This window comes from Mesorhizobium sp. LNHC252B00 (assembly GCF_000502955.1).
In the GTDB taxonomy this organism is placed as follows: Bacteria; Pseudomonadota; Alphaproteobacteria; order Rhizobiales; family Rhizobiaceae; genus Mesorhizobium.
Genome location: NZ_AYWO01000008.1, coordinates 157,125 through 175,026, shown reverse-complemented (window position 1 = coordinate 175,026; position 17,902 = coordinate 157,125). Strand labels below are relative to the sequence as shown.

At 61.8% G+C, this 17,902-nt stretch carries 20 protein-coding genes and 1 pseudogene; 12 read left to right on the top strand and 9 right to left on the bottom strand.

All coding sequences use genetic code 11. The features are described from left to right. Positions 1 to 22: 22 nt before the first annotated feature. The 6 genes and pseudogenes from uvrA to X744_RS156555 form a co-directional block, all read right to left on the bottom strand. Positions 23 to 2,729, bottom strand: a pseudogene (gene uvrA, locus X744_RS01000000169645) (excinuclease ABC subunit UvrA). 713 nt (positions 2,730 to 3,442) lie between these two features. Continuing rightward, positions 3,443 to 3,739, bottom strand: coding sequence for a hypothetical protein (locus tag X744_RS17270; protein WP_023759330.1), 297 nt, complete (start codon positions 3,737 to 3,739; stop codon positions 3,443 to 3,445). 190 nt (positions 3,740 to 3,929) lie between these two features. Beyond that, positions 3,930 to 4,535 carry an ATP-dependent Clp protease proteolytic subunit gene (locus tag X744_RS156540; protein WP_023759329.1) on the bottom strand — a complete coding sequence of 202 codons (606 nt, stop codon included), beginning with the start codon at positions 4,533 to 4,535 and terminating at the stop codon, positions 3,930 to 3,932. A gap of 22 nt (positions 4,536 to 4,557) precedes the next feature. Beyond that, positions 4,558 to 5,064, bottom strand: a complete 507-nt coding sequence (locus X744_RS156545; RefSeq protein WP_031260201.1) for an SRPBCC domain-containing protein — start codon at positions 5,062 to 5,064, stop codon at positions 4,558 to 4,560. Further along, positions 5,061 to 5,375 (bottom strand): metalloregulator ArsR/SmtB family transcription factor, encoded by a 315-nt coding sequence (locus X744_RS156550; RefSeq protein ID WP_023759327.1) that lies wholly within the window; start codon positions 5,373 to 5,375, stop codon positions 5,061 to 5,063. Before X744_RS156550 ends, X744_RS156545 begins: the two co-directional genes overlap by 4 nt. Before the next feature lie 45 nt (positions 5,376 to 5,420). Next, entirely contained in the window at positions 5,421 to 5,810 is a 390-nt protein-coding gene (locus X744_RS156555; protein WP_023759326.1) for a cupin domain-containing protein, read from the bottom strand. A gap of 210 nt (positions 5,811 to 6,020) precedes the next feature. Between X744_RS156555 and X744_RS156560 the strand changes: the two genes are divergently transcribed. The 3 genes from X744_RS156560 (at position 6,021) to X744_RS156565 (ending at position 7,471) form a co-directional block, all read left to right on the top strand. Then, positions 6,021 to 6,542, top strand: a complete 522-nt coding sequence (locus X744_RS156560; protein WP_023759325.1) for a single-stranded DNA-binding protein — start codon at positions 6,021 to 6,023, stop codon at positions 6,540 to 6,542. Positions 6,543 to 6,584: 42 nt separating this feature from the next. Then, on the top strand, positions 6,585 to 6,854 hold the full coding sequence (locus X744_RS01000000169640; RefSeq protein WP_348626161.1) for a DUF2306 domain-containing protein: 270 nt from the start codon (positions 6,585 to 6,587) through the stop codon (positions 6,852 to 6,854). A gap of 185 nt (positions 6,855 to 7,039) precedes the next feature. After that, positions 7,040 to 7,471 carry an OsmC family protein gene (locus tag X744_RS156565; protein ID WP_023759324.1) on the top strand — a complete coding sequence of 144 codons (432 nt, stop codon included), beginning with the start codon at positions 7,040 to 7,042 and terminating at the stop codon, positions 7,469 to 7,471. A gap of 17 nt (positions 7,472 to 7,488) precedes the next feature. Here X744_RS156565 and X744_RS156570 read toward each other — a convergent pair whose 3' ends face one another. Together X744_RS156570 and X744_RS156575 are read right to left on the bottom strand one after the other, a co-directional pair. Continuing rightward, positions 7,489 to 8,118, bottom strand: coding sequence for a MarC family protein (locus X744_RS156570; RefSeq protein ID WP_023759323.1), 630 nt, complete (start codon positions 8,116 to 8,118; stop codon positions 7,489 to 7,491). A gap of 147 nt (positions 8,119 to 8,265) precedes the next feature. Beyond that, on the bottom strand, positions 8,266 to 8,796 hold the full coding sequence (locus X744_RS156575) for a hypothetical protein (RefSeq protein WP_023759322.1): 531 nt from the start codon (positions 8,794 to 8,796) through the stop codon (positions 8,266 to 8,268). A gap of 84 nt (positions 8,797 to 8,880) precedes the next feature. Here X744_RS156575 and X744_RS156580 point away from each other — a divergent pair, with 84 nt between their 5' ends. Together X744_RS156580 and gyrA are read left to right on the top strand one after the other, a co-directional pair. After that, positions 8,881 to 9,735: an AraC family transcriptional regulator gene (locus X744_RS156580; protein ID WP_023759321.1), complete on the top strand. Its 855-nt coding sequence runs from the start codon at positions 8,881 to 8,883 to the stop codon at positions 9,733 to 9,735. A gap of 263 nt (positions 9,736 to 9,998) precedes the next feature. Further along, positions 9,999 to 12,797: a DNA gyrase subunit A gene (gyrA, locus tag X744_RS156585; protein WP_023759320.1), complete on the top strand. Its 2,799-nt coding sequence runs from the start codon at positions 9,999 to 10,001 to the stop codon at positions 12,795 to 12,797. A 75-nt stretch (positions 12,798 to 12,872) separates the two neighbouring features. Here the strand turns inward: gyrA and X744_RS1000000172010 are convergent, their stop codons facing one another. Next, positions 12,873 to 13,025, bottom strand: coding sequence for a hypothetical protein (locus X744_RS1000000172010; RefSeq protein ID WP_023759319.1), 153 nt, complete (start codon positions 13,023 to 13,025; stop codon positions 12,873 to 12,875). A gap of 298 nt (positions 13,026 to 13,323) precedes the next feature. Between X744_RS1000000172010 and coaD the strand changes: the two genes are divergently transcribed. From coaD to tgt, 7 genes are read left to right on the top strand one after another with little or no spacing between them, the layout of a single operon-like run. Then, positions 13,324 to 13,824: a pantetheine-phosphate adenylyltransferase gene (gene coaD, locus X744_RS156590; RefSeq protein ID WP_023759318.1), complete on the top strand. Its 501-nt coding sequence runs from the start codon at positions 13,324 to 13,326 to the stop codon at positions 13,822 to 13,824. A gap of 17 nt (positions 13,825 to 13,841) precedes the next feature. Then, positions 13,842 to 14,429 (top strand): peptidylprolyl isomerase, encoded by a 588-nt coding sequence (locus X744_RS156595; RefSeq protein WP_023759317.1) that lies wholly within the window; start codon positions 13,842 to 13,844, stop codon positions 14,427 to 14,429. Positions 14,430 to 14,456: 27 nt separating this feature from the next. Then, positions 14,457 to 14,969: a peptidylprolyl isomerase gene (locus X744_RS156600; protein WP_023759316.1), complete on the top strand. Its 513-nt coding sequence runs from the start codon at positions 14,457 to 14,459 to the stop codon at positions 14,967 to 14,969. Between the two features lie 12 nt (positions 14,970 to 14,981). Continuing rightward, a complete protein-coding gene (locus tag X744_RS156605; protein WP_023759315.1) occupies positions 14,982 to 15,431 on the top strand; it encodes a DMT family transporter in 450 nt (149 codons plus the stop codon). After that, complete coding sequence (gene queA / locus X744_RS156610) at positions 15,431 to 16,519, top strand: tRNA preQ1(34) S-adenosylmethionine ribosyltransferase-isomerase QueA (RefSeq protein ID WP_023759314.1); 1,089 nt, start codon at positions 15,431 to 15,433, stop codon at positions 16,517 to 16,519. The genes X744_RS156605 and queA overlap by 1 nt, the downstream gene beginning before the upstream one ends. Beyond that, on the top strand, positions 16,509 to 16,778 hold the full coding sequence (locus X744_RS156615; protein WP_023759313.1) for a hypothetical protein: 270 nt from the start codon (positions 16,509 to 16,511) through the stop codon (positions 16,776 to 16,778). The genes queA and X744_RS156615 overlap by 11 nt, the downstream gene beginning before the upstream one ends. Next, positions 16,771 to 17,901: a tRNA guanosine(34) transglycosylase Tgt gene (gene tgt, locus X744_RS156620; RefSeq protein WP_023759312.1), complete on the top strand. Its 1,131-nt coding sequence runs from the start codon at positions 16,771 to 16,773 to the stop codon at positions 17,899 to 17,901. The genes X744_RS156615 and tgt overlap by 8 nt, the downstream gene beginning before the upstream one ends. Position 17,902 lies beyond the last annotated feature (1 nt).

Below are 17,902 nucleotides of genomic sequence, written 5' to 3'. Positions count from 1 at the left end.
CCAGGTGCCGCCGGTCCGATCATCACTCCGCGGCTTCGCGCTTGCCTCCGGGGCGTCGCTCCAGCAGCTCCTTGAGGAACTGGCCGGTGTAGCTGCGCTTCTCGCGCACGATTGCTTCCGGCGTGCCGGAGGCGACCAGTTCGCCGCCGCCATCGCCACCTTCGGGGCCGAGGTCGAGCACCCAGTCGGCGGTCTTGATCACCTCGAGATTGTGCTCGATGACGACCACCGTGTTGCCCTGGTCGACCAGTTCGTGCAGCACTTCCAACAGTTTGGCGACGTCGTGGAAGTGCAGGCCGGTGGTCGGTTCGTCAAGGATGTAGAGCGTCTTGCCTGTCGCCTTGCGCGACAGTTCCTTGGCGAGCTTGATTCGCTGCGCCTCGCCGCCGGACAGCGTCGTCGCCTGCTGGCCGATATGGATATAGCCGAGGCCGACCTGCTTCAACGTATCGAGCTTGTCGCGCACGCCCGGCACCGCGGCGAAGAAATCGACGCCTTCCTCGACGGTCATGTCAAGCACGTCGGCGATCGACTTGCCCTTGAACAGGACATCGAGCGTCTCTCTGTTGTAGCGCTTGCCGTGGCAGACGTCGCAGGTGACGTAGACGTCGGGCAGGAAGTGCATCTCGATCTTGATGACGCCGTCGCCCTGGCAGGCTTCGCAGCGCCCGCCCTTGACGTTGAACGAGAAGCGTCCCGGCTGATAGCCGCGCGCCTTGGCTTCTGGAAGGCCGGCGAACCAGTCGCGGATCGGTGTGAAGGCGCCGGTGTAGGTGGCCGGATTGCTGCGCGGGGTCCTGCCAATGGGCGACTGGTCGATGTCGATGACCTTGTCGAGGAATTCCAGGCCCTCAATGCGGTCATGATCGGCCGGGTGTTCGCGCGAGCCCATGATGCGGCGCGAGGCGGCCTTGAACAGCGTCTCGATCAGGAAGGTCGACTTGCCGCCGCCCGAGACGCCGGTGACGGCGGTGAACGTGCCGAGCGGGATTTCGGCGGTGACGTTCTTCAGATTGTTGCCGCGAGCGCCCACGATCTTGAGGCGCCGGTTCTTCTTCGCTTCGCGGCGCACGCCAGGCGTCGCCACTTCGAGCGCGCCCGACAGATATTTGCCGGTGATCGAATTGGGGTTGGCCATGACTTGCTGCGGCGTGCCCTGGGCGATGATCTCGCCGCCATGGATGCCGGCGGCCGGGCCCATATCGACGACGTAGTCGGCATGCAGGATGGCGTCCTCGTCATGCTCGACGACGATCACCGTGTTGCCGATGTCGCGCAGGTGCTTGAGCGTATCGAGCAGGCGGGCATTGTCGCGCTGATGCAGGCCGATCGACGGCTCGTCCAGCACGTAAAGCACGCCGGTGAGGCCGGAGCCGATCTGCGACGCCAGCCGGATGCGCTGGCTCTCGCCGCCCGACAGCGTGCCGGAATTGCGCGACAGGGTCAGATAGTCGAGCCCGACATCGTTGAGGAAACGCAGCCGCTCGCGGATTTCCTTGAGCACACGCACCGCGATCTCGTTCTGCTTGTCGTTCAGCGAGNGACGTGTGCTCTTCCGATCTCTTGTAGGAGCGCAGACCGTCGTCGTACTGGAAGGTGATCTCGCGCTCGCCGGTGCCGCGCAGGATGGCTTCCTTTGCCTCTTCGGTCAGGTCTTTGAACTTGTCGCCGAGCTTGAAGCCATAGGCCTTGCCGAGCGCTTCCAGCGTCTGCGCGTAATAGGGCGAGGTCGACTTCGCCCATGGGCTGACGGCGCCGTCGCGCAGCGAGATGTTTTCGTCCGGCACAATCAAATTGCCGTCGATGGCGCGCTGGCTACCGAGACCGTCGCAGGTCGGGCAGGCGCCGAACGGATTGTTGAACGAGAACAGGCGCGGTTCGATTTCCGGGATGGTGAAGCCGGACACGGGACAAGCAAATTTTTCCGAGAACAGGATGCGCTCATGCGTCTCGTTCTTCGACTTGTTGACCGAATCCTCGCCGGTCTGGCTGGCGTCGAGCGGCTTGTCGGCGAATTCGGCGACAGCCAACCCATCGGCCAGCTTCAAAGCGGTTTCGATGGAGTCGGCGAGCCGTGTCGCCAGATCGCCGCGCACGACGATGCGGTCGACGACGACGTCGAGGTCATGCTTGTACTTCTTGTCCAGTGCCGGCACGTCGGCGATTTCATAGAAGACGCCGTCGACCTTGACGCGCTGAAAGCCCTTCTTCTGCAACTCCAGCAATTCCTTGCGGTATTCGCCTTTGCGGCCGCGCACCATCGGCGCCAGGATGAACAGGCGGGTGCCTTCCTCGACCGCCAGCACGCGGTCGACCATCTGCGAAACCGTCTGGCTCTCGATCGGCAGGCCGGTGGCCGGCGAATAGGGGATGCCGACGCGCGCAAACAACAGGCGCATGTAGTCGTAGATCTCGGTGACGGTACCGACCGTCGAACGCGGGTTCTTCGAGGTGGTCTTCTGCTCGATCGAGATGGCAGGCGACAGGCCGTCGATCTGGTCGACGTCCGGCTTCTGCATCATTTCGAGGAATTGCCGGGCATAGGCCGACAGGCTCTCGACATAGCGGCGCTGCCCTTCGGCATAGATGGTGTCGAAAGCAAGCGAGGATTTGCCGGAACCCGACAGGCCGGTCATGACAATCAGGCTGTCACGCGGCAGGTCGAGATCGACATTCTTCAGATTGTGTTCGCGCGCCCCGCGAATGGAAAGATATTTATGGTCGGCCATCGCCGGTCGCCGCCTCAGAATCTGGAATTTCCTGGAATGGCGAGTTTCCCAGCCATCCCCTATGTAGGTAGTTTTGCCGCCGCGTCGAGAGACGCCACAATTCCCAACAAAAGCGTTTAACCGTCTTTCGCGTAAACGGGCAAGCGGAAAGAACAAAGACCGAACACGCTCCTGACAAAGCTGTTCAAAAACTGACCTGTACGTAATCTCCGGGCGATCACATTTTTCGGTATCTGTCTATTGCCGGTTGACGTCCCCGACACACGGGGGCAGAGTCTGGCAGTCAACGAAGCCGGCCGTCTTTCGATGGTCTCGCCGCCCGGAGGCGGCCTGCGAGACGCCGCAGGCATTAGCGATTTGTGCTTCGAGACGAAAACGTTGGAATGGACATAGGAGCGGAGCTATGACGCCACCGGATCGTCCCCCAGGGTTCCAGTTGTTACTGGAGCCGCGGCAGGCATAAGTGCCAGGGTCTAGCGTTTTCGCCACCCGACAAACCGTGACCTGCCATACTCCGTAAAAATCAGAGACTGCAGTCGGATCGTCGGCTGACGCCGCGTTGCATCCGAAATCAAATGCCGGCAGTACGCCCCCGGTAGAAGTTGGATTTGAGATCCAAAAAGGCCCCGTCCGTTTGCGCAAAGCACGGCGGGGCCATTTATGTGCGGATTGTCTTGTTGGCGATATGCCTGCGCGGCACGCCGGCACCACTATCAGTGGCGCGGCTGCCGGATTGAGCCGGCTCCGACATCGACGGTGATGCTGCCTGAAATCCTGACATCCGTGTCACCGATCTTGAACTGGCCGTTGCCGTTGCCGGGAAATGCGTCGTCGGGTTCGGGCTCGGGAGCCGGTTTGGCGATGCGATAATCGCCGGCCACGCCGGGCAGGGCCCTTTTTTGCCCCTGCGCCGAACTATCGTCTGCGAACGCCGACCCGCTCGAGAGACACGCGAGCGCTACAATGGCGATCACACGGTGCAATGTTCTGGGCGGATGAGTGTCGATCATCCCAGGATGATAGTGGCATGCCGTCGACGGGACCAGACCGACATCGTCAATCTTCCAAAGCGTGTCGTGTTTCGAGAACGGATTCAGGCGACGCGTTTTAGCCCTTTGTCTTTATGCATGTCATTCTCCCAAAACCGGGCCACTTTGGGCGACAACTTGAGCGCCGGCGGGAATGCGATCCGGCCCACTTTTATGCCGCCTTTTTTCGCGTGTCGAAGACATGGTCGACGATGCCCCAGGCCCGGGCCTCGCGGGCGGTCATGAAGTGGTCGCGGTCCAGCGTGCGTTCGACCTCTTCATAGGTGCGGCCGCAATGCTGCGCATAGAGTTCGGCCATGTGCCGTTTCGTCTGGACGATGCGCTCGGCATGGCGCTGGATGTCGGAGGCCTGACCCTGGAAGCCGCCAAGCGGCTGATGCAGCAGGATGGTGGCGTTCGGCAGTGAGATACGACGCCCGGCCGTTCCTGCCATCAGCAGGAACGAGGCCATCGAGGCGGCAAAGCCCATGCACACGGTCGAGACCGGGCAACTGATGTATTGCATCGTGTCGTAGATGGCGAAGCCGCTGGTCACCACGCCGCCCGGCGAGTTGATATAGAGCGAGATCTCCTTGTCGGGATTGTCCGATTCCAGCGACAGCAACTGTGCGCAGACCAGCGCAGAGATGTCGTCGTTGATCTCGCCATTGATGAAGACAATGCGTTCGCGCAACAGCCGCGAAAAGATGTCGAAGGCGCGTTCGCCGCGGCTCGATTGCTCGATGACCATCGGCACCAGACTGGCAACACCGCTCATGATCTTCTCTCCATTGTCCTGTTCAGGCTGCACGCAACAAGAGGCGAGGCGTGTTTGCGGCGATTGGCTTGCGTGAATCGGTTGCGTCGAGTGAAAGCCGGCAGTTGGCGCCCGCCATGGCGACCGCGGGCATTGCCTTGCGGGCGAAGCCGTCATGGACAATGCGCAGATGGGTGCCGCCGGAAACTGTAGGGGCAAGTGTGAAGGTGACAATGCTGTCCAATGCGCTGTCGAGGCTATCCTGTCGCGCGGCGTCGCCTGGCTGCTCCCGCCAGGAATAGCGCAGCAGCTTCTCCGGCTCGGCGTCGAGAATATCGCATTCGATCGCTGCGTCCGGCCCGGCGAAGGCAAAACGATTGCCGGTCTGCGGCCTGATGTCGTTCGGCATCATCCAGGCGGCGAGCAACTCCGGCACGGTCAGAGCCCGCCATACCTTTTCCGGCGGCTCGGCAAGGTCATACTCGAATTCGATCGCATCGGGAGAGATCTCGCGATGGCTATCGGCCTTCATCGATCGAACGTTTTTCATTGGTCCATGTCCTTCAAAACCGCCTTCAGTCTTTCGATGCGTTCCGGCCAGAAGGTCCGGTAGCGTTCGATCCAGGAGAGCAAGGGGGCGAGCCCTTGCGGGTCGGCGCGGTAATAGGCGTTGCGGCCGGCGCGGCGCTCGACCACCAGGCCGGCGCCGCGCAGCACCGCCAGATGCTGCGATACCGCCGGTTGCGACACCGTCATGCCGGTGCGCAATTCCGATACCGTCATTTCGCCAGAGGCGAGCCGCTCAAAGACGGCTCGGCGCGTCGGGTCGGCCAGGGCCCGGAAAATCTCTGCTTCGATCATGGCCAAAGCATAAGTCTACACTTATTGATTTGGCAAGTGCTGTTTTCACGAGACTGCCGGAAGCCAGCGCCTCACTGCCCCAACAGGCCCATCAAACGTCGCCTCGAAGATCGGCGATGCGAGCACGGCGTGAATATGAAGCGTTCCGGTGCCGACGTTCTTGAACCCATGTTTCCTGTTTGCGGGAACAACCAAAGACTGGCCCGGTGTCAGGACGCGGTGCTCATCGTCGATCCACATCTCGGCCCTGCCGGCGATGACGGTCAGCACTTCCTCCACGGGATGCCAGTGCGTTGGGGCACCGACCGTGGGTTCGACCCATTGTTCGGATATGCAAAGTTGCGATGCACCGTTGCTGGCTGAGACATGCATACGCGATTCCACACCTGCTCGCCATTGCTCGCGCTGCTGGTCCTCATGTGCCACGAATTTCATTTGATCGTCCCGATCCATTCCCGATTTCGTGGAAAATCTCGGACCGGGACATTACGTCTTGCTGACAAACATTGACAGAACGTCGTACGTACCATAGAACGAAAAGAGAACAAAAACGTTGTGGGAAAAGCCAGCCTTAGCAGGCGGCTGACGTCGGCAGCCTGTAAGGTGCTGCGACAAAAATTGGTTTCGGATGAGCGGAGAAATATCATGGCGGGTAGCGTCAATAAGGTCATTCTGGTCGGCAATCTCGGTGCTGACCCTGAAATCCGCCGGCTGAATTCTGGCGAACCGGTCGTCAACATCCGCATCGCGACGTCGGAAAGCTGGCGCGACAAGAATTCCGGCGAGCGCAAGGAAAAAACCGAGTGGCACAACGTCGTCATCTTCAATGAGGGCATCGCCAAGGTGGCGGAGCAGTATCTGAAGAAGGGCATGAAGGTTTACGTCGAGGGCCAGCTGCAGACGCGCAAATGGCAGGACCAGACCGGCGCCGACAAGTACACGACGGAAGTCGTGCTACAGAAGTTCCGTGGTGAGCTGCAGATGCTCGACGCACGCGGGCAGGGTGAGGGCGGACAGGTCAGCGGCTATGCCGGTGGTGGCAGCAGCCGTGGTTCCGATTTCGGCCAGTCCAGCCCGAGCGAAGGCTTCAATCGCGGCGGCGGCGGTGCCAAGAGCGGCGGCGGTGGCGGTTCGTCGCGCGAACTGGATGACGAAATCCCGTTCTGACGACAAATCGATCGTAAAGAGAGCAACCAACGGAGAGAGGCAATGTCGCTGGACCCGCTGCTTGCCGCGCCATCTCCTATACCCTGGCATGCCTTTGCGGCCTTCGCCGCATTGGCGATAGGGGCCACGCAGCTGATGCTGCCGAAGGGAACCCCGCGCCACCGCATCGCGGGCTATGTCTGGGCCGCGCTGATGCTGGTCATCGCGGTCTCGAGTTTCTGGATTCATCAGATCCGCCTCATCGGCCCTTTCGGTCCTATCCATTTCCTGTCGATCCTGGTGCTGGTCACCGTGCCGCTGGCCGTGCCATAATCAGCGCGTCGCCAAGCATCGCAAGGTCATGATTTCGCTTTACGTCTTCGCGTTGATTGGCGCCGGCATCTTCACCCAGTTGCCGGGCAGGGTCATGCACGACGTCGTCTTTGGCGTCGCGCGAGCCGGCCCGTGATCCGATTTAATTCTTGAGGCGGACGAACTCGAGTGGAAGGAAATGTCAGGTGAAAGCACGCGTAAAATGGGTCGAGGAGCGTACCTTCGTCGGCGAGTCCGGTAGCGGCCACAAGGTCGTACTCGGAACCGCGCCCGGGCCGGAAGGCAGGACGCCGGGCCCGAGCCCGATGGAACTGGTGCTGATCGGGACCGGCGGCTGTTCGGCCTATGATGTCGTCCATATTCTCGAGAAGGGCCGGGAAGCGGTCGAGGATTGCATCGTGGAACTTGACGCCGACCGAGCCGAAACCGAGCCCAGGGTTTTCACCCGCATCCATATGCATTTCGTGGTCAAGGGTCGGGCTCTTTCCACCGACAAGGTCAAGCGGGCGATCGATCTTTCGATCGAGAAATACTGCTCGGCCTCCGCTATGTTGGCCAAGACCGCTACGATCACACACGACTTCGAAGTGATCGATACGGGCGTGAGTAGGCAGTAGGGAAGCAGGGACGCCGCTCAGCCAGCCATCAACGCCTTGATGCCGTCGGCGACGAACTGGACGGCAAGCGCCGCCAGGATGACGCCAAGCAGGCGGGTGAGGATCGAACGCCCGGTCTGGCCGAGGATGCGGTCGATGCGCTCCGACAGCACGAACACAAGGTAGGTGATGGCGAGGCAGACGAAGATTATGCCGACCAGGGCAGCCTGCGCGGCAAATCCCTGAAAGGAACCGGAGAGCAGCACGGTCGCTGAAATCGCGCCTGGGCCGGCGATCAACGGGATCGCCAGCGGGAAGGCGGCGATGTTGTGGATCATGTCCTTGGTGATGGCGACGTCGCCGATCTTCTCCTTGCGGTCCTGCCGTCGCTCGAACACCATTTCGAAAGCGATGAAGAACAGCAGAAAACCGCCGGCGACCCGGAAGGCCGGCAGCGTGATGCCGAACACCGACAGGATGGAGGCGCCGGCAACCGCAAACAGCGCCATCACCAAGAAGCCGATGATCGAGGCGCGGACGGAAACCTGCTGGCGCTCCTCGCGGTTCATGCCGCGTGTCACGGCGAGGAACAGCGGTGCCAGTCCAGGCGGATCGATGGTCACGAGAATGGTCACGAAGGCGTTGAACAGACTGTCGAAATTCGGCATTTCTGACCCCTCCCGCCGGGCCATGCCCGCACCATGACAGTGGTAGAGCAAAGCCCGGTCGGTGGGAACCGTCAGCGAAAAGGTCGTTCGCGTATCAAGAACTTCGATGCCGGCGGGACAGAGGGGGCGTGAACGATCGCGACGCTTTCATTCCATTCGGTGCGCCAGGAACTCGACTTCCAGCCGCCATGTCGCGCCATTGTCGTGCGAGCGCTCGCCAAGCCAGCGGAAGCTGTCTTCGGTGATCCGCGAAAAGCTCCAGCGCACAGAGGATCCGGTGCCATCATCGCCCACTTGCACGATCGTATCGCCCTCGGCGTGGCCGAGCTGGCGGCTATAATACTGGTTGCGCGGGTCGCTCCAGAAAATGTGCCAGGCGTCGGCAGTCGGGTCGTACAGGCGCAACGTCGTGCCATAGAACGTCCATTTGCCGAGCGACGGCGAGGGACCGGCATCACGCGCGGGCAGGATCCAGACATCCTGAATCGCGCGGCCTTCCAGGACCCAGCCGAAGTGCACCTCGCCGCGCCCGGTCAGCACCGTGCCGTCATCAAGATGGCGCGAGGCATCGAACATCCAGGCGCCGACGAAGCGGCCGTAAAGGTTCAGTTTTTCGGCAAGCCCTTCTGCTGGTCCGGGACTGTGCAAGGCTTCGGCAAACGAGGATTGGTCGAACATGGCTCCGGTCTCTTCTTGTCAGGAGACCGCAGGAGTAGGCGGTGACGGGGTTCTGGGCTTGGGAAAAATTGCTATATTTCGGTCATGACAGCGACCACACGCTCACTCGCATCCGGACCTAGCTGGCAGGTATCGGATGTGATTTGCACGGCCAGCGCTGGTGATAGGCCGTTCGAGGAAGCACATCGGGATTTCTGTGTCGCCGCGGTCACCAGCGGCACGTTTCGCTATCGCGCCCAACAAGGCACGGCGATGCTGGCGCCCGGCGCGCTCCTGCTCGGCAATCCCGGCACGTGCTACGAATGCGGGCACGAGCTCGGCAGCGGCGATCGTTGCCTCTCGTTCCATTTCGGACCGGTCTATATGGAACGGATCGTGGCCGGCGTGCCGGGCGCCAGGAAGCTGGCCTTCGAGGCGCCCCGCCTGCCACCTTTGCCGATCTTGGCGCCCTTGCTCGCCGAGGCGGAAACCGCACGCGAGATGGCCGACATCGACGCCTTCGAGGAACTCGGGCTGCGCATTGCCGGTGCCGCCGTGGCAAAAGTCTATGGGCCGACGCCTGTCAGGCGCACGCCAAGTCGCCGCGATCAGAAACGGGTTGCCGAGGCGGTGCGGCGGATCGAACTCGATGCCGACGGGCCGGTCTCGCTTGCAGCGCTTGCCGATGAGACCGCGACCAGCCCCTATCATTTCCTGCGTGTCTTCCGGCAGGTCGCGGGCATGACGCCCTATCAGTTCCTGCTCAAGACCCGGCTGCACAGAGCAGCGATGCGGCTGCGCATGTCGGATGATGCGGTCTCGGCGATCGCCTTCGAGGCCGGCTTCAACGATCTGTCGACGTTCAACCGCCGGTTTCGGCGTATCATGGGCGAAACGCCCGGTCAGTATCGCGCCTGCCGTGGTGCATTTCGCGACATCCGGGTCGCTCCGGTCTCGTGAAATCCGCGCCCACCCGCTCAGTGCTCGCAAAGGCAGCCACGGGTCCAATTCATCGCGCTCGTGGCTTTCGCTCAGGGAAAACGGTCGATTGCGGGCTTTTGCCTCGGTGGTGGAGAAACCGCCTTGGCCATATCGTCGCAATCAGTGGTATCCTTTTGAAATTACCACCAAAAATGACACTGGAAAAGTGCCTGACATGTTGGAGTTTCGGCCTTGCTTCCTATATAAGCACCGAGTGATTCCTGATTAGATTGTGATCCGATTTGACCGACCAGAAGACACCGCGCGGCGCCGACGGCGGCCCCACCGGCATCGAGCCGATATCCATCGTCGAGGAGATGCAGCGCTCCTATCTCGATTACGCCATGAGCGTGATCGTCAGCCGTGCGCTGCCCGACGTGCGCGACGGCCTGAAGCCGGTGCATCGCCGCATTCTCTTCGCCGCCCATGAGAGCGGCTACCACTGGAACCGCAAATATGTGAAGTCGGCGCGTCCCGTCGCCGACGTGATGGGTAAATACCATCCGCATGGCGACGCTTCCATCTACGACGCCTTGGTGCGCATGGCGCAGGACTGGTCGTTGCGCGTGCCGCTGATCGACGGACAGGGCAATTTCGGCTCCATCGACGGCGATCCGCCGGCGGCGATGCGCTACACGGAAGCGCGGCTGACCAAGGTTGCGCACGAGCTCTTGGAGGATATCGACAAGGACACCGTCGATTTCCAGGACACGTACGATGCGTCGGGCAGCGAACCGAAGGTTCTGCCTGCACGGTTTCCCAATCTTCTCGTCAACGGCTCGGGCGGCATAGCCGTCGGCATGGCGACCAACATCCCGCCGCACAACCTCGGCGAGGTCTGCAACGGCGCGATTGCCATCATCGACAATCCGGCGATCGATCTGCCGGCGCTGATGGAGATCATTCCGGGACCGGATTTCCCGACCGGCGGCATCGTGCTTGGCCGTTCCGGCATCTACAGCGCTTATGCGACCGGCCGCGGCTCAATCGTCATGCGTGGCAAGGTCAACATCGAACAGCGCGGCAATGACCGCGAGTCGATCATCATCACCGAAGTTCCCTACCAGGTGAACAAGTCGTCGATGATCGAGAAGATGGCCGAACTGGTGCGCGACAAGCGCATCGAAGGCATTTCCGACATTCGCGACGAGAGCGACCGCCAGGGCTACCGGGTCGTCATTGAGCTGAAGCGCGACGCCGTTGCCGACGTCATCCTCAACCAGCTCTATCGCTTCACGCCGCTGCAGACCTCCTTCGGCGCCAATATGGTGGCGCTGAACGGCGGCAAGCCGGAAGTGATGAACCTGACCGATATGCTGAAGGCGTTCGTCGCCTTCCGCGAGGAGGTGATCACAAGGCGGACGAAATTCCTGCTGCGCAAGGCGCGCGACCGCGCCCATGTGCTGGTCGGTCTCGCCATCGCCGTCGCCAACATCGACGAGGTCATCAAGCTGATCCGCACCGCGCCGGATCCGCAGACGGCGCGCGAGCAGTTGATGGAACGGCGCTGGCCGTCCGGCGACGTCGAATCGCTGATCCTCCTGATCGACGATCCGCGCCATCGCATCAACGAAGACGGCACTTATAATTTGTCCGAGGAGCAGGCGCGCGCCATCCTCGAACTGCGCTTGCAGCGCCTGACGGCGCTCGGCCGCGACGAAATCGCCGACGAGTTGAACACGATCGGCGCCGAAATCATTGATTATCTGGACATTTTGTCTTCCCGAGCGCGTGTCCAGCAGATCGTCAAGGACGAGCTTGCCGCCGTGCGCGACGAGTTCGGCACGCCGCGGCGCACCGAGCTCTCCGAAGGCGGTTCGGACATGGAAGACGAGGACCTGATCCAGCGTGAGGACATGGTCGTGACGGTGAGCCATTCCGGCTATATCAAGCGCGTGCCGCTGTCGCTCTACCGGGCTCAACGCCGCGGCGGCAAGGGCCGCTCCGGCATGTCGACCAAGGAAGAGGATTTCGTCACCCGGCTGTTCGTCGCCAACACCCATACGCCAGTGCTGTTCTTCTCCTCGCGCGGCATCGTCTACAAGGAAAAAGTCTGGCGGCTGCCGATCGGCAACCCGCAGTCGCGTGGCAAGGCGCTGATCAACATGCTGCCCCTGGAGCAGGGGGAACGCATCACAACCATCATGCCGCTGCCCGAGGACGAGACCAGCTGGGGTGAGCTCGACGTGATGTTCGCCACCACGCGCGGCACTGTGCGCCGCAACAAGCTTTCCGACTTCGTCCAGGTCAACCGCAACGGCAAGATCGCCATGAAGCTGGAGGAGGAGGGCGACGAAATCCTCGGCGTCGAGACCTGCACCGACAATGACGACGTGCTTTTGACCGCCAGTTCCGGCCAGTGCATCCGCTTCTCGGTCGGCGACGTGCGCGTCTTCCAGAGCCGCAATTCGGTCGGCGTGCGTGGTATCGCGATGGCTAAAACCGACAGGGTGATTTCCATGGCGGTGATCGAGAACGTCGATGCGCCGCCAGCCGAGCGCGCCGCCTATCTGAAGCGGGCGGCGGCCGAACGGCGGCTTGCCGCCGGCATCGCTGCCGGCGAAGAGGAAGAGATCGCGCTGACCAACGAAGAGGTCGGCGAGGAGACCGAGCTTTCCGACGAGCGCTACGAATTCCTCAAGGCACATGAGAAGTACGTGCTGACGGTGACGGAATATGGCTACGGCAAGCGCTCTTCGTCCTACGATTTCCGGCTGACCGGACGCGGCGGCAAGGGCATTCGCGCCACCGATGTTTCCAAGGTAGCCGAGATCGGCCGGCTGGTGGCGACCTTCCCGGTCGGCAATGACGATCAGATCATGCTGGTATCAGACGGCGGCACCGTCATCCGGGTGCCGGTCAACGGCATCCGTTTCGCCAGCCGCGCCACCAAGGGCGTGACCATCTTCAATACGGCCGAAGGTGAAAGGGTGGTTTCGGTCGAGCGGATCTCTGAGCCGCAATCGGACGAGGAAGAGATCGTTGAAGTCGGTACCGAGGCCACTCCTGCGCCTGATGCCGGTCCCGAAGGTGCGGAGTAAGCACGGCATCCAGAGTTCGATTTTGACATAGCAACGCCGGCCCATCGGCCGGCGTGGCAGCAAGTCTGGACCGACTTAGTGGTGACGATACGGCTTGCGGGGGCCGAAGCCTTCGAAGCGTTTGGTGTTAGCCTTGACGCGGACGCGTTGTGCCTCATGATGCAGCCCAAGTAGGGTGGCGATCAGCATGGCGACGGTCATTGCGATGGCGAGCATGTAGATCAGCATGTGCGTGTTCTCCTGCGCCTTACAACGGATAGGTGGGATTTTGGTTTCATCTTATTAAGGCGCAACCTAGTGAACGCTGCGTGAAGGCTCCGTGATCAGCGTGTTCATCTGTCGTCCATGTGCCGGAAAAGGTTCACGGCCGGCGCGCCAATCGGATTTGCCTTTGCGAGAGAGGCTCGCTAGAGCCTGTTCCATCTTGATGGACGGAAGATGGAACAGGCTCTAGCTTTCATTTGAGCATGATCTTTTCCAAAAACCGGTTTCCACTTTTTGGGATCATGCATTAGAAGCACCAGCCATGACTGAACGCATCGCCCTCTATGCCGGCTCTTTCGACCCGCTGACCAATGGCCATCTCGACGTGCTGAAGGCGTCGCTGGCCGTGGCCGATGTCGTTTATGCGGCGATCGGCATTCATCCGGGCAAGCAGCCGCTGTTTTCCTTCGAGGAACGGGTGAAGCTGATCGAGACGGCGACGAAAGCGGAATTCGGCCGCGACAGCACCCGCATCAAGGTCGTCGCCTTCGACGGTCTGGTCATCGACGCTGCCAGGAAGCAGGGCGCGTCGATCATGATCCGCGGCCTTCGCGACGGTACCGACCTCGACTACGAGATGCAGATGGCCGGCATGAACGAGACCATGGCGCCTCAACTGCAGACGGTTTTTCTGCCCGCCAGCCCCTCCGTGCGCACCATTACCGCCACACTTGTCCGCCAGATTGCCTCGATGGGAGGCGACATTCGCCCCTTCGTGCCGGCGGCGGTTGCCGGTGCGCTCACCGCCAAATTCGCAAAATAAGTTTCTCGGAGAAAACCATGCAGCTGAAGAAGCTCGCCTCGTTCCTCGTCGTGTTTGCCGGCCTCGTGACCGCATCGGTCTCGGCTTTCGCCGCCGACCCGGAAAACACCATGATCATCACGCTGAAGGACGGCGATGTGACCGTTGCTCTTCGGCCCGACCTCGCACCCAAGAACGTTGCCCAAATCAAGACGCTGGTGCGCCAGGGCGCCTATGACAACGTCGCCTTCCACCGCGTCATCGATGGTTTCATGGCGCAGACCGGCGACGTCAAGTTCGGCAACATGACGAAGGGTTTCAGCGCCGAGGCCGTCGGCACCGGCGGTTCCGATCTGGCCGATCTGCCGGCTGAATTCTCGCAGACCGAACGCTTCAAACGCGGCGTGGTCGGCATGGCCCGCTCGCAGGACCCCAACTCCGCCAATTCGCAGTTCTTCATCATGTTCGCACCGGCGCCGCCACTTGATGGCCAGTACACCATCGTCGGCAATGTCGTCAGCGGCATGGAGCTGGTGGACAACATCAAGAAGGGCGACGAAGCGGACAATGGCACGGTCACCGATCCTGACCGGATGATCAAAGTGCGCATCGCCGCCGACAAATAACTATGTTTTTTCAAAAGGATATCTGACATGGCCGAAATCAAAGATCGCGAGAACGCGCTCATCATGGAAACGACGAAGGGCAATGTGGTCATTGAACTTTTCCCCGACCTGGCGCCCGGCCATGTCGCCCGCATCAAAGAACTGGCCCGCGAAGGCGCTTATGATGGGGTGGTCTTCCACCGCGTCATCGAGGGCTTCATGGCGCAGACCGGCGACGTCAAGTTCGGCAATTCGACCAAACCGACATTTGCTCCATCCCGCGCGGGCATGGGTGGCTCGGAGAAGCCGGACCTGAAGGCCGAATTCTCAAACGCCAACCATGGCCGCGGCACCTGCTCGATGGCCCGTTCGCAGAATCCGAACTCGGCCAATTCGCAGTTCTTCATCTGCTTCGACGATGCCGCCTTCCTCAACCGCCAGTACACGGTCTGGGGCCAGGTCATCGAAGGCATGGACAATGTCGACAAAATCAAGCGCGGCGAGCCGGTGCAGGATCCCGACAAGATCGTGTCGCTGAAGGTCGCGGCCGACGTCAAGTAAGGGTAATCGATGATGATGGGCGTCGTATGGTCGCTTCTCGGCATCCTGTCCGGCGCCTTCATTGCCATTCAGGCGCCAATCAATTCGCAACTGGCGCGCGATCTCGGGCTTCCGGTCGCGGCGGCGGCGTTTTCGTTTCTATCGGGCGCGATCGTGCTTGGCGTCATCTCCCTCGCGGTGGTGAAGCTGCAAGGCATCTCGCTCGAATGGAAAGCGCCGGCGCCCTGGCTGTTCGTCGCAGGCGGAATGCTCGGCGGCTTCTATGTGACGCTGTCGACGATCCTGACACCGCGCATCGGCGCCGCCGCGCTGATGGCGTTTCTGGTGGCCGGCCAGTTGCTGGCCGGCATGCTCATCGACCGCGTCGGCTTCCTCGGCGTCGCGGTGCGTGAAATCTCGCTCGGCCGCGTTGCCGGCGCGGTGCTGCTGCTGGCCGGAGCGCTGCTCGTCCGGCTCTATTGATGCGCGTCGACCTCTTTGATTTCGAATTGCCGGAGGAGCGCATCGCGCTTCGTCCGGCAGAGCCGCGCGACAGCGCCAAGATGCTGGTCGTGAAGCCAGGCGAGGGGCTCGACGACCGCACGGTTAGTGACCTGCCATCCTTGCTCAGGGCCGGCGACGTGCTGGTGTTCAACGATACCAAGGTCATTCCGGCGCAGCTCAAAGGCATCAGGCGGCGCGGCGAGGCGGCGGCACAGGTAGAGGCCACGCTGCACATGCGCATGGCACCCGACCGCTGGCTGGCCTTCATGCGGCCGGGCAAGCGCATTGCTGCCGGTGACCGCATTCATTTCGGCCATGACGGCAATTCCTGTTTTCTCGGCCAGCTTGACGCTACGGTGATCGAGAAAGGCGAGGGCGGCGAGGCGCTGCTTGGCTTCGATCTGTCAGGGCCTTTCCTCGATGAGGCGCTGCACGCGGTCGGCCACATTCCGCTGCCGCCCTATATTGCCTCGAAGCGCGATGACGACGAACGCGACCGGGCCGACTACCAGACCATCTATGCCCGCGAGGAAGGTGCCGTCGCGGCACCGACAGCGGGCCTGCATTTCACGCCGGAGCTTTTTGCAGCGCTTGACGCCAAGGGCATCGAACGCCGCTTCGTCACCTTGCATGTCGGCGCCGGTACGTTCCTGCCGGTGAAGGCGGACGATACCGCCGACCACAAGATGCATGCCGAGACGGGTTCAGTCAGCGCAGAAACCGCCGACGCGTTGAACGCAGCGAAGGCGAGGGGCGGACGCATCGTCGCCGTAGGCACAACCTCGCTGCGCCTGCTGGAGAGTGCTGTGCGTGAGAACGGTGCCATGGCTGCCTGGTCCGGCCCAACCGACATCTTCATCACGCCCGGCTATCGTTTTCGCACCGCCGACTTGCTGATGACCAATTTCCATCTGCCGCGCTCGACGCTGTTCATGCTGGTTTCGGCCTTCAGCGGACTTGATACGATGCGTGCGGCCTATGAGCATGCCATCGAGAACCGTTACAGGTTCTATTCCTATGGCGACTCAAGCCTGCTTTATCGAGCGGAGACGAGCGATGGACGATGACCTCAAGAACATGGACCGCGACGCCCTGATCGCGGAGGTGAAGAAACTGCGCGCCGGCATTCGTGCCCACCGCGATGCAACAGGGCATGATCTGTGCTGGCATCACTCCGATTTGTGGTCGCTGTTGCCGGAGAGGATCGAGCCGGCGATCGCCGTGCCGCCCTGGCCCAAATTCATGCGCGGCTGCATCCACTACCGGCAGTCGCTCGACAGGCAGGCACCCGGCGCACCGGTCCATGACAAGGAATTCAATGGCTAAGCCGTTCAGCTTCAAGGTTCTGGCGACTGACGGCAGAGCACGGCGCGGCGTGATCGACATGCCGCGCGGTGAAATCCGCACGCCGGCGTTCATGCCGGTCGGCACCGGCGGCACTGTCAAAACCATGTATATGGACCAGGTGCGCGGTGTCGGTGCCGACATCATCCTGGGCAACACCTATCATCTGATGCTGCGGCCCGGCGCCGAGCGTGTGGCGCGGCTCGGCGGCTTGCACGAGTTCGCGCGCTGGCCACATCCGATCCTGACTGACAGCGGCGGTTTCCAGGTGATGTCGCTGTCGAAGCTGAGAAAACTGACCGAAAAGGGCGTCACCTTCCGCTCGCATATCGATGGCGCCGCCTACGAGATGTCGCCGGAGCGCTCGATCGAGATCCAGGGACTGCTCGATTCGGATATCCAGATGCAGCTCGACGAATGCACGGCGCTGCCGGCCCAGATGAAGGAGATCGAGCGCGCCATGGAGTTGTCGCTGCGCTGGGCCGAACGTTGCAAGACGGCGTTCGGCGACCAGCCGGGCAAGGCGATGTTCGGCATCGTGCAAGGCGGCGATAACGCGGCACTACGGGTGCGGTCGGCGCAGGCGCTGAGCGCGATGGGGCTGAAGGGCTACGCTGTCGGCGGTCTTGCCGTCGGCGAACCGCAAGCGGTGATGCTCGAGATGCTCGACATCACCTGTCCGGAACTGCCTGATGACAAGCCGCGCTATTTGATGGGCGTCGGCACGCCTGACGATATCCTGAAATCCGTGGCGCGAGGTATCGACATGTTCGATTGCGTGATGCCGACACGGGCCGGCCGCCATGGCCTTGCCTATACAAGGCGCGGCAAGGTCAATTTGCGCAATGCCCGCCATGCCGACGACCCGCGTCCATTGGACGAGGAGAGCGATTGCCCTGCCGCCCGGGACTATTCGCGTGCCTATCTGCACCATCTGGTGCGCTCGCAGGAGGCGCTTGGGGCGATGCTTCTGACATGGAATAATCTTTCCTACTATCAGAAGCTGATGCAGGACATTCGCACCTCGATTGGGGCCTGCGCGTTCGAAGCGCGCTCGGCAGAGATCGCAGAAGGCTGGGCAAAGGGCGATATCCCGTTGCTGTGAA

What these genes read in the sequence shown, in the direction of transcription:
- coaD (WP_023759318.1), top strand. Translation starts at nt 13,324, where the DNA reads ATGACTGAACGCATCGCCCTCTATGCCGGCTCTTTCGACCCGCTGACC.
- X744_RS156555 (WP_023759326.1), bottom strand. Translation starts at nt 5,810, where the DNA reads ATGAAATTCGTGGCACATGAGGACCAGCAGCGCGAGCAATGGCGAGCA.
- X744_RS156600 (WP_023759316.1), top strand. Translation starts at nt 14,457, where the DNA reads ATGGCCGAAATCAAAGATCGCGAGAACGCGCTCATCATGGAAACGACG.
- X744_RS156550 (WP_023759327.1), bottom strand. Translation starts at nt 5,375, where the DNA reads ATGATCGAAGCAGAGATTTTCCGGGCCCTGGCCGACCCGACGCGCCGA.
- X744_RS17270 (WP_023759330.1), bottom strand. Translation starts at nt 3,739, where the DNA reads ATGATCGACACTCATCCGCCCAGAACATTGCACCGTGTGATCGCCATT.
- X744_RS156595 (WP_023759317.1), top strand. Translation starts at nt 13,842, where the DNA reads ATGCAGCTGAAGAAGCTCGCCTCGTTCCTCGTCGTGTTTGCCGGCCTC.
- X744_RS156605 (WP_023759315.1), top strand. Translation starts at nt 14,982, where the DNA reads ATGATGGGCGTCGTATGGTCGCTTCTCGGCATCCTGTCCGGCGCCTTC.
- X744_RS156545 (WP_031260201.1), bottom strand. Translation starts at nt 5,064, where the DNA reads ATGAAAAACGTTCGATCGATGAAGGCCGATAGCCATCGCGAGATCTCT.
- tgt (WP_023759312.1), top strand. Translation starts at nt 16,771, where the DNA reads ATGGCTAAGCCGTTCAGCTTCAAGGTTCTGGCGACTGACGGCAGAGCA.
- X744_RS156575 (WP_023759322.1), bottom strand. Translation starts at nt 8,796, where the DNA reads ATGTTCGACCAATCCTCGTTTGCCGAAGCCTTGCACAGTCCCGGACCA.
- X744_RS156560 (WP_023759325.1), top strand. Translation starts at nt 6,021, where the DNA reads ATGGCGGGTAGCGTCAATAAGGTCATTCTGGTCGGCAATCTCGGTGCT.
- X744_RS156580 (WP_023759321.1), top strand. Translation starts at nt 8,881, where the DNA reads ATGACAGCGACCACACGCTCACTCGCATCCGGACCTAGCTGGCAGGTA.
- X744_RS156570 (WP_023759323.1), bottom strand. Translation starts at nt 8,118, where the DNA reads ATGCCGAATTTCGACAGTCTGTTCAACGCCTTCGTGACCATTCTCGTG.
- X744_RS1000000172010 (WP_023759319.1), bottom strand. Translation starts at nt 13,025, where the DNA reads ATGCTGATCTACATGCTCGCCATCGCAATGACCGTCGCCATGCTGATC.
- X744_RS01000000169640 (WP_348626161.1), top strand. Translation starts at nt 6,585, where the DNA reads ATGTCGCTGGACCCGCTGCTTGCCGCGCCATCTCCTATACCCTGGCAT.
- queA (WP_023759314.1), top strand. Translation starts at nt 15,431, where the DNA reads ATGCGCGTCGACCTCTTTGATTTCGAATTGCCGGAGGAGCGCATCGCG.
- X744_RS156540 (WP_023759329.1), bottom strand. Translation starts at nt 4,535, where the DNA reads ATGAGCGGTGTTGCCAGTCTGGTGCCGATGGTCATCGAGCAATCGAGC.
- X744_RS156615 (WP_023759313.1), top strand. Translation starts at nt 16,509, where the DNA reads ATGGACGATGACCTCAAGAACATGGACCGCGACGCCCTGATCGCGGAG.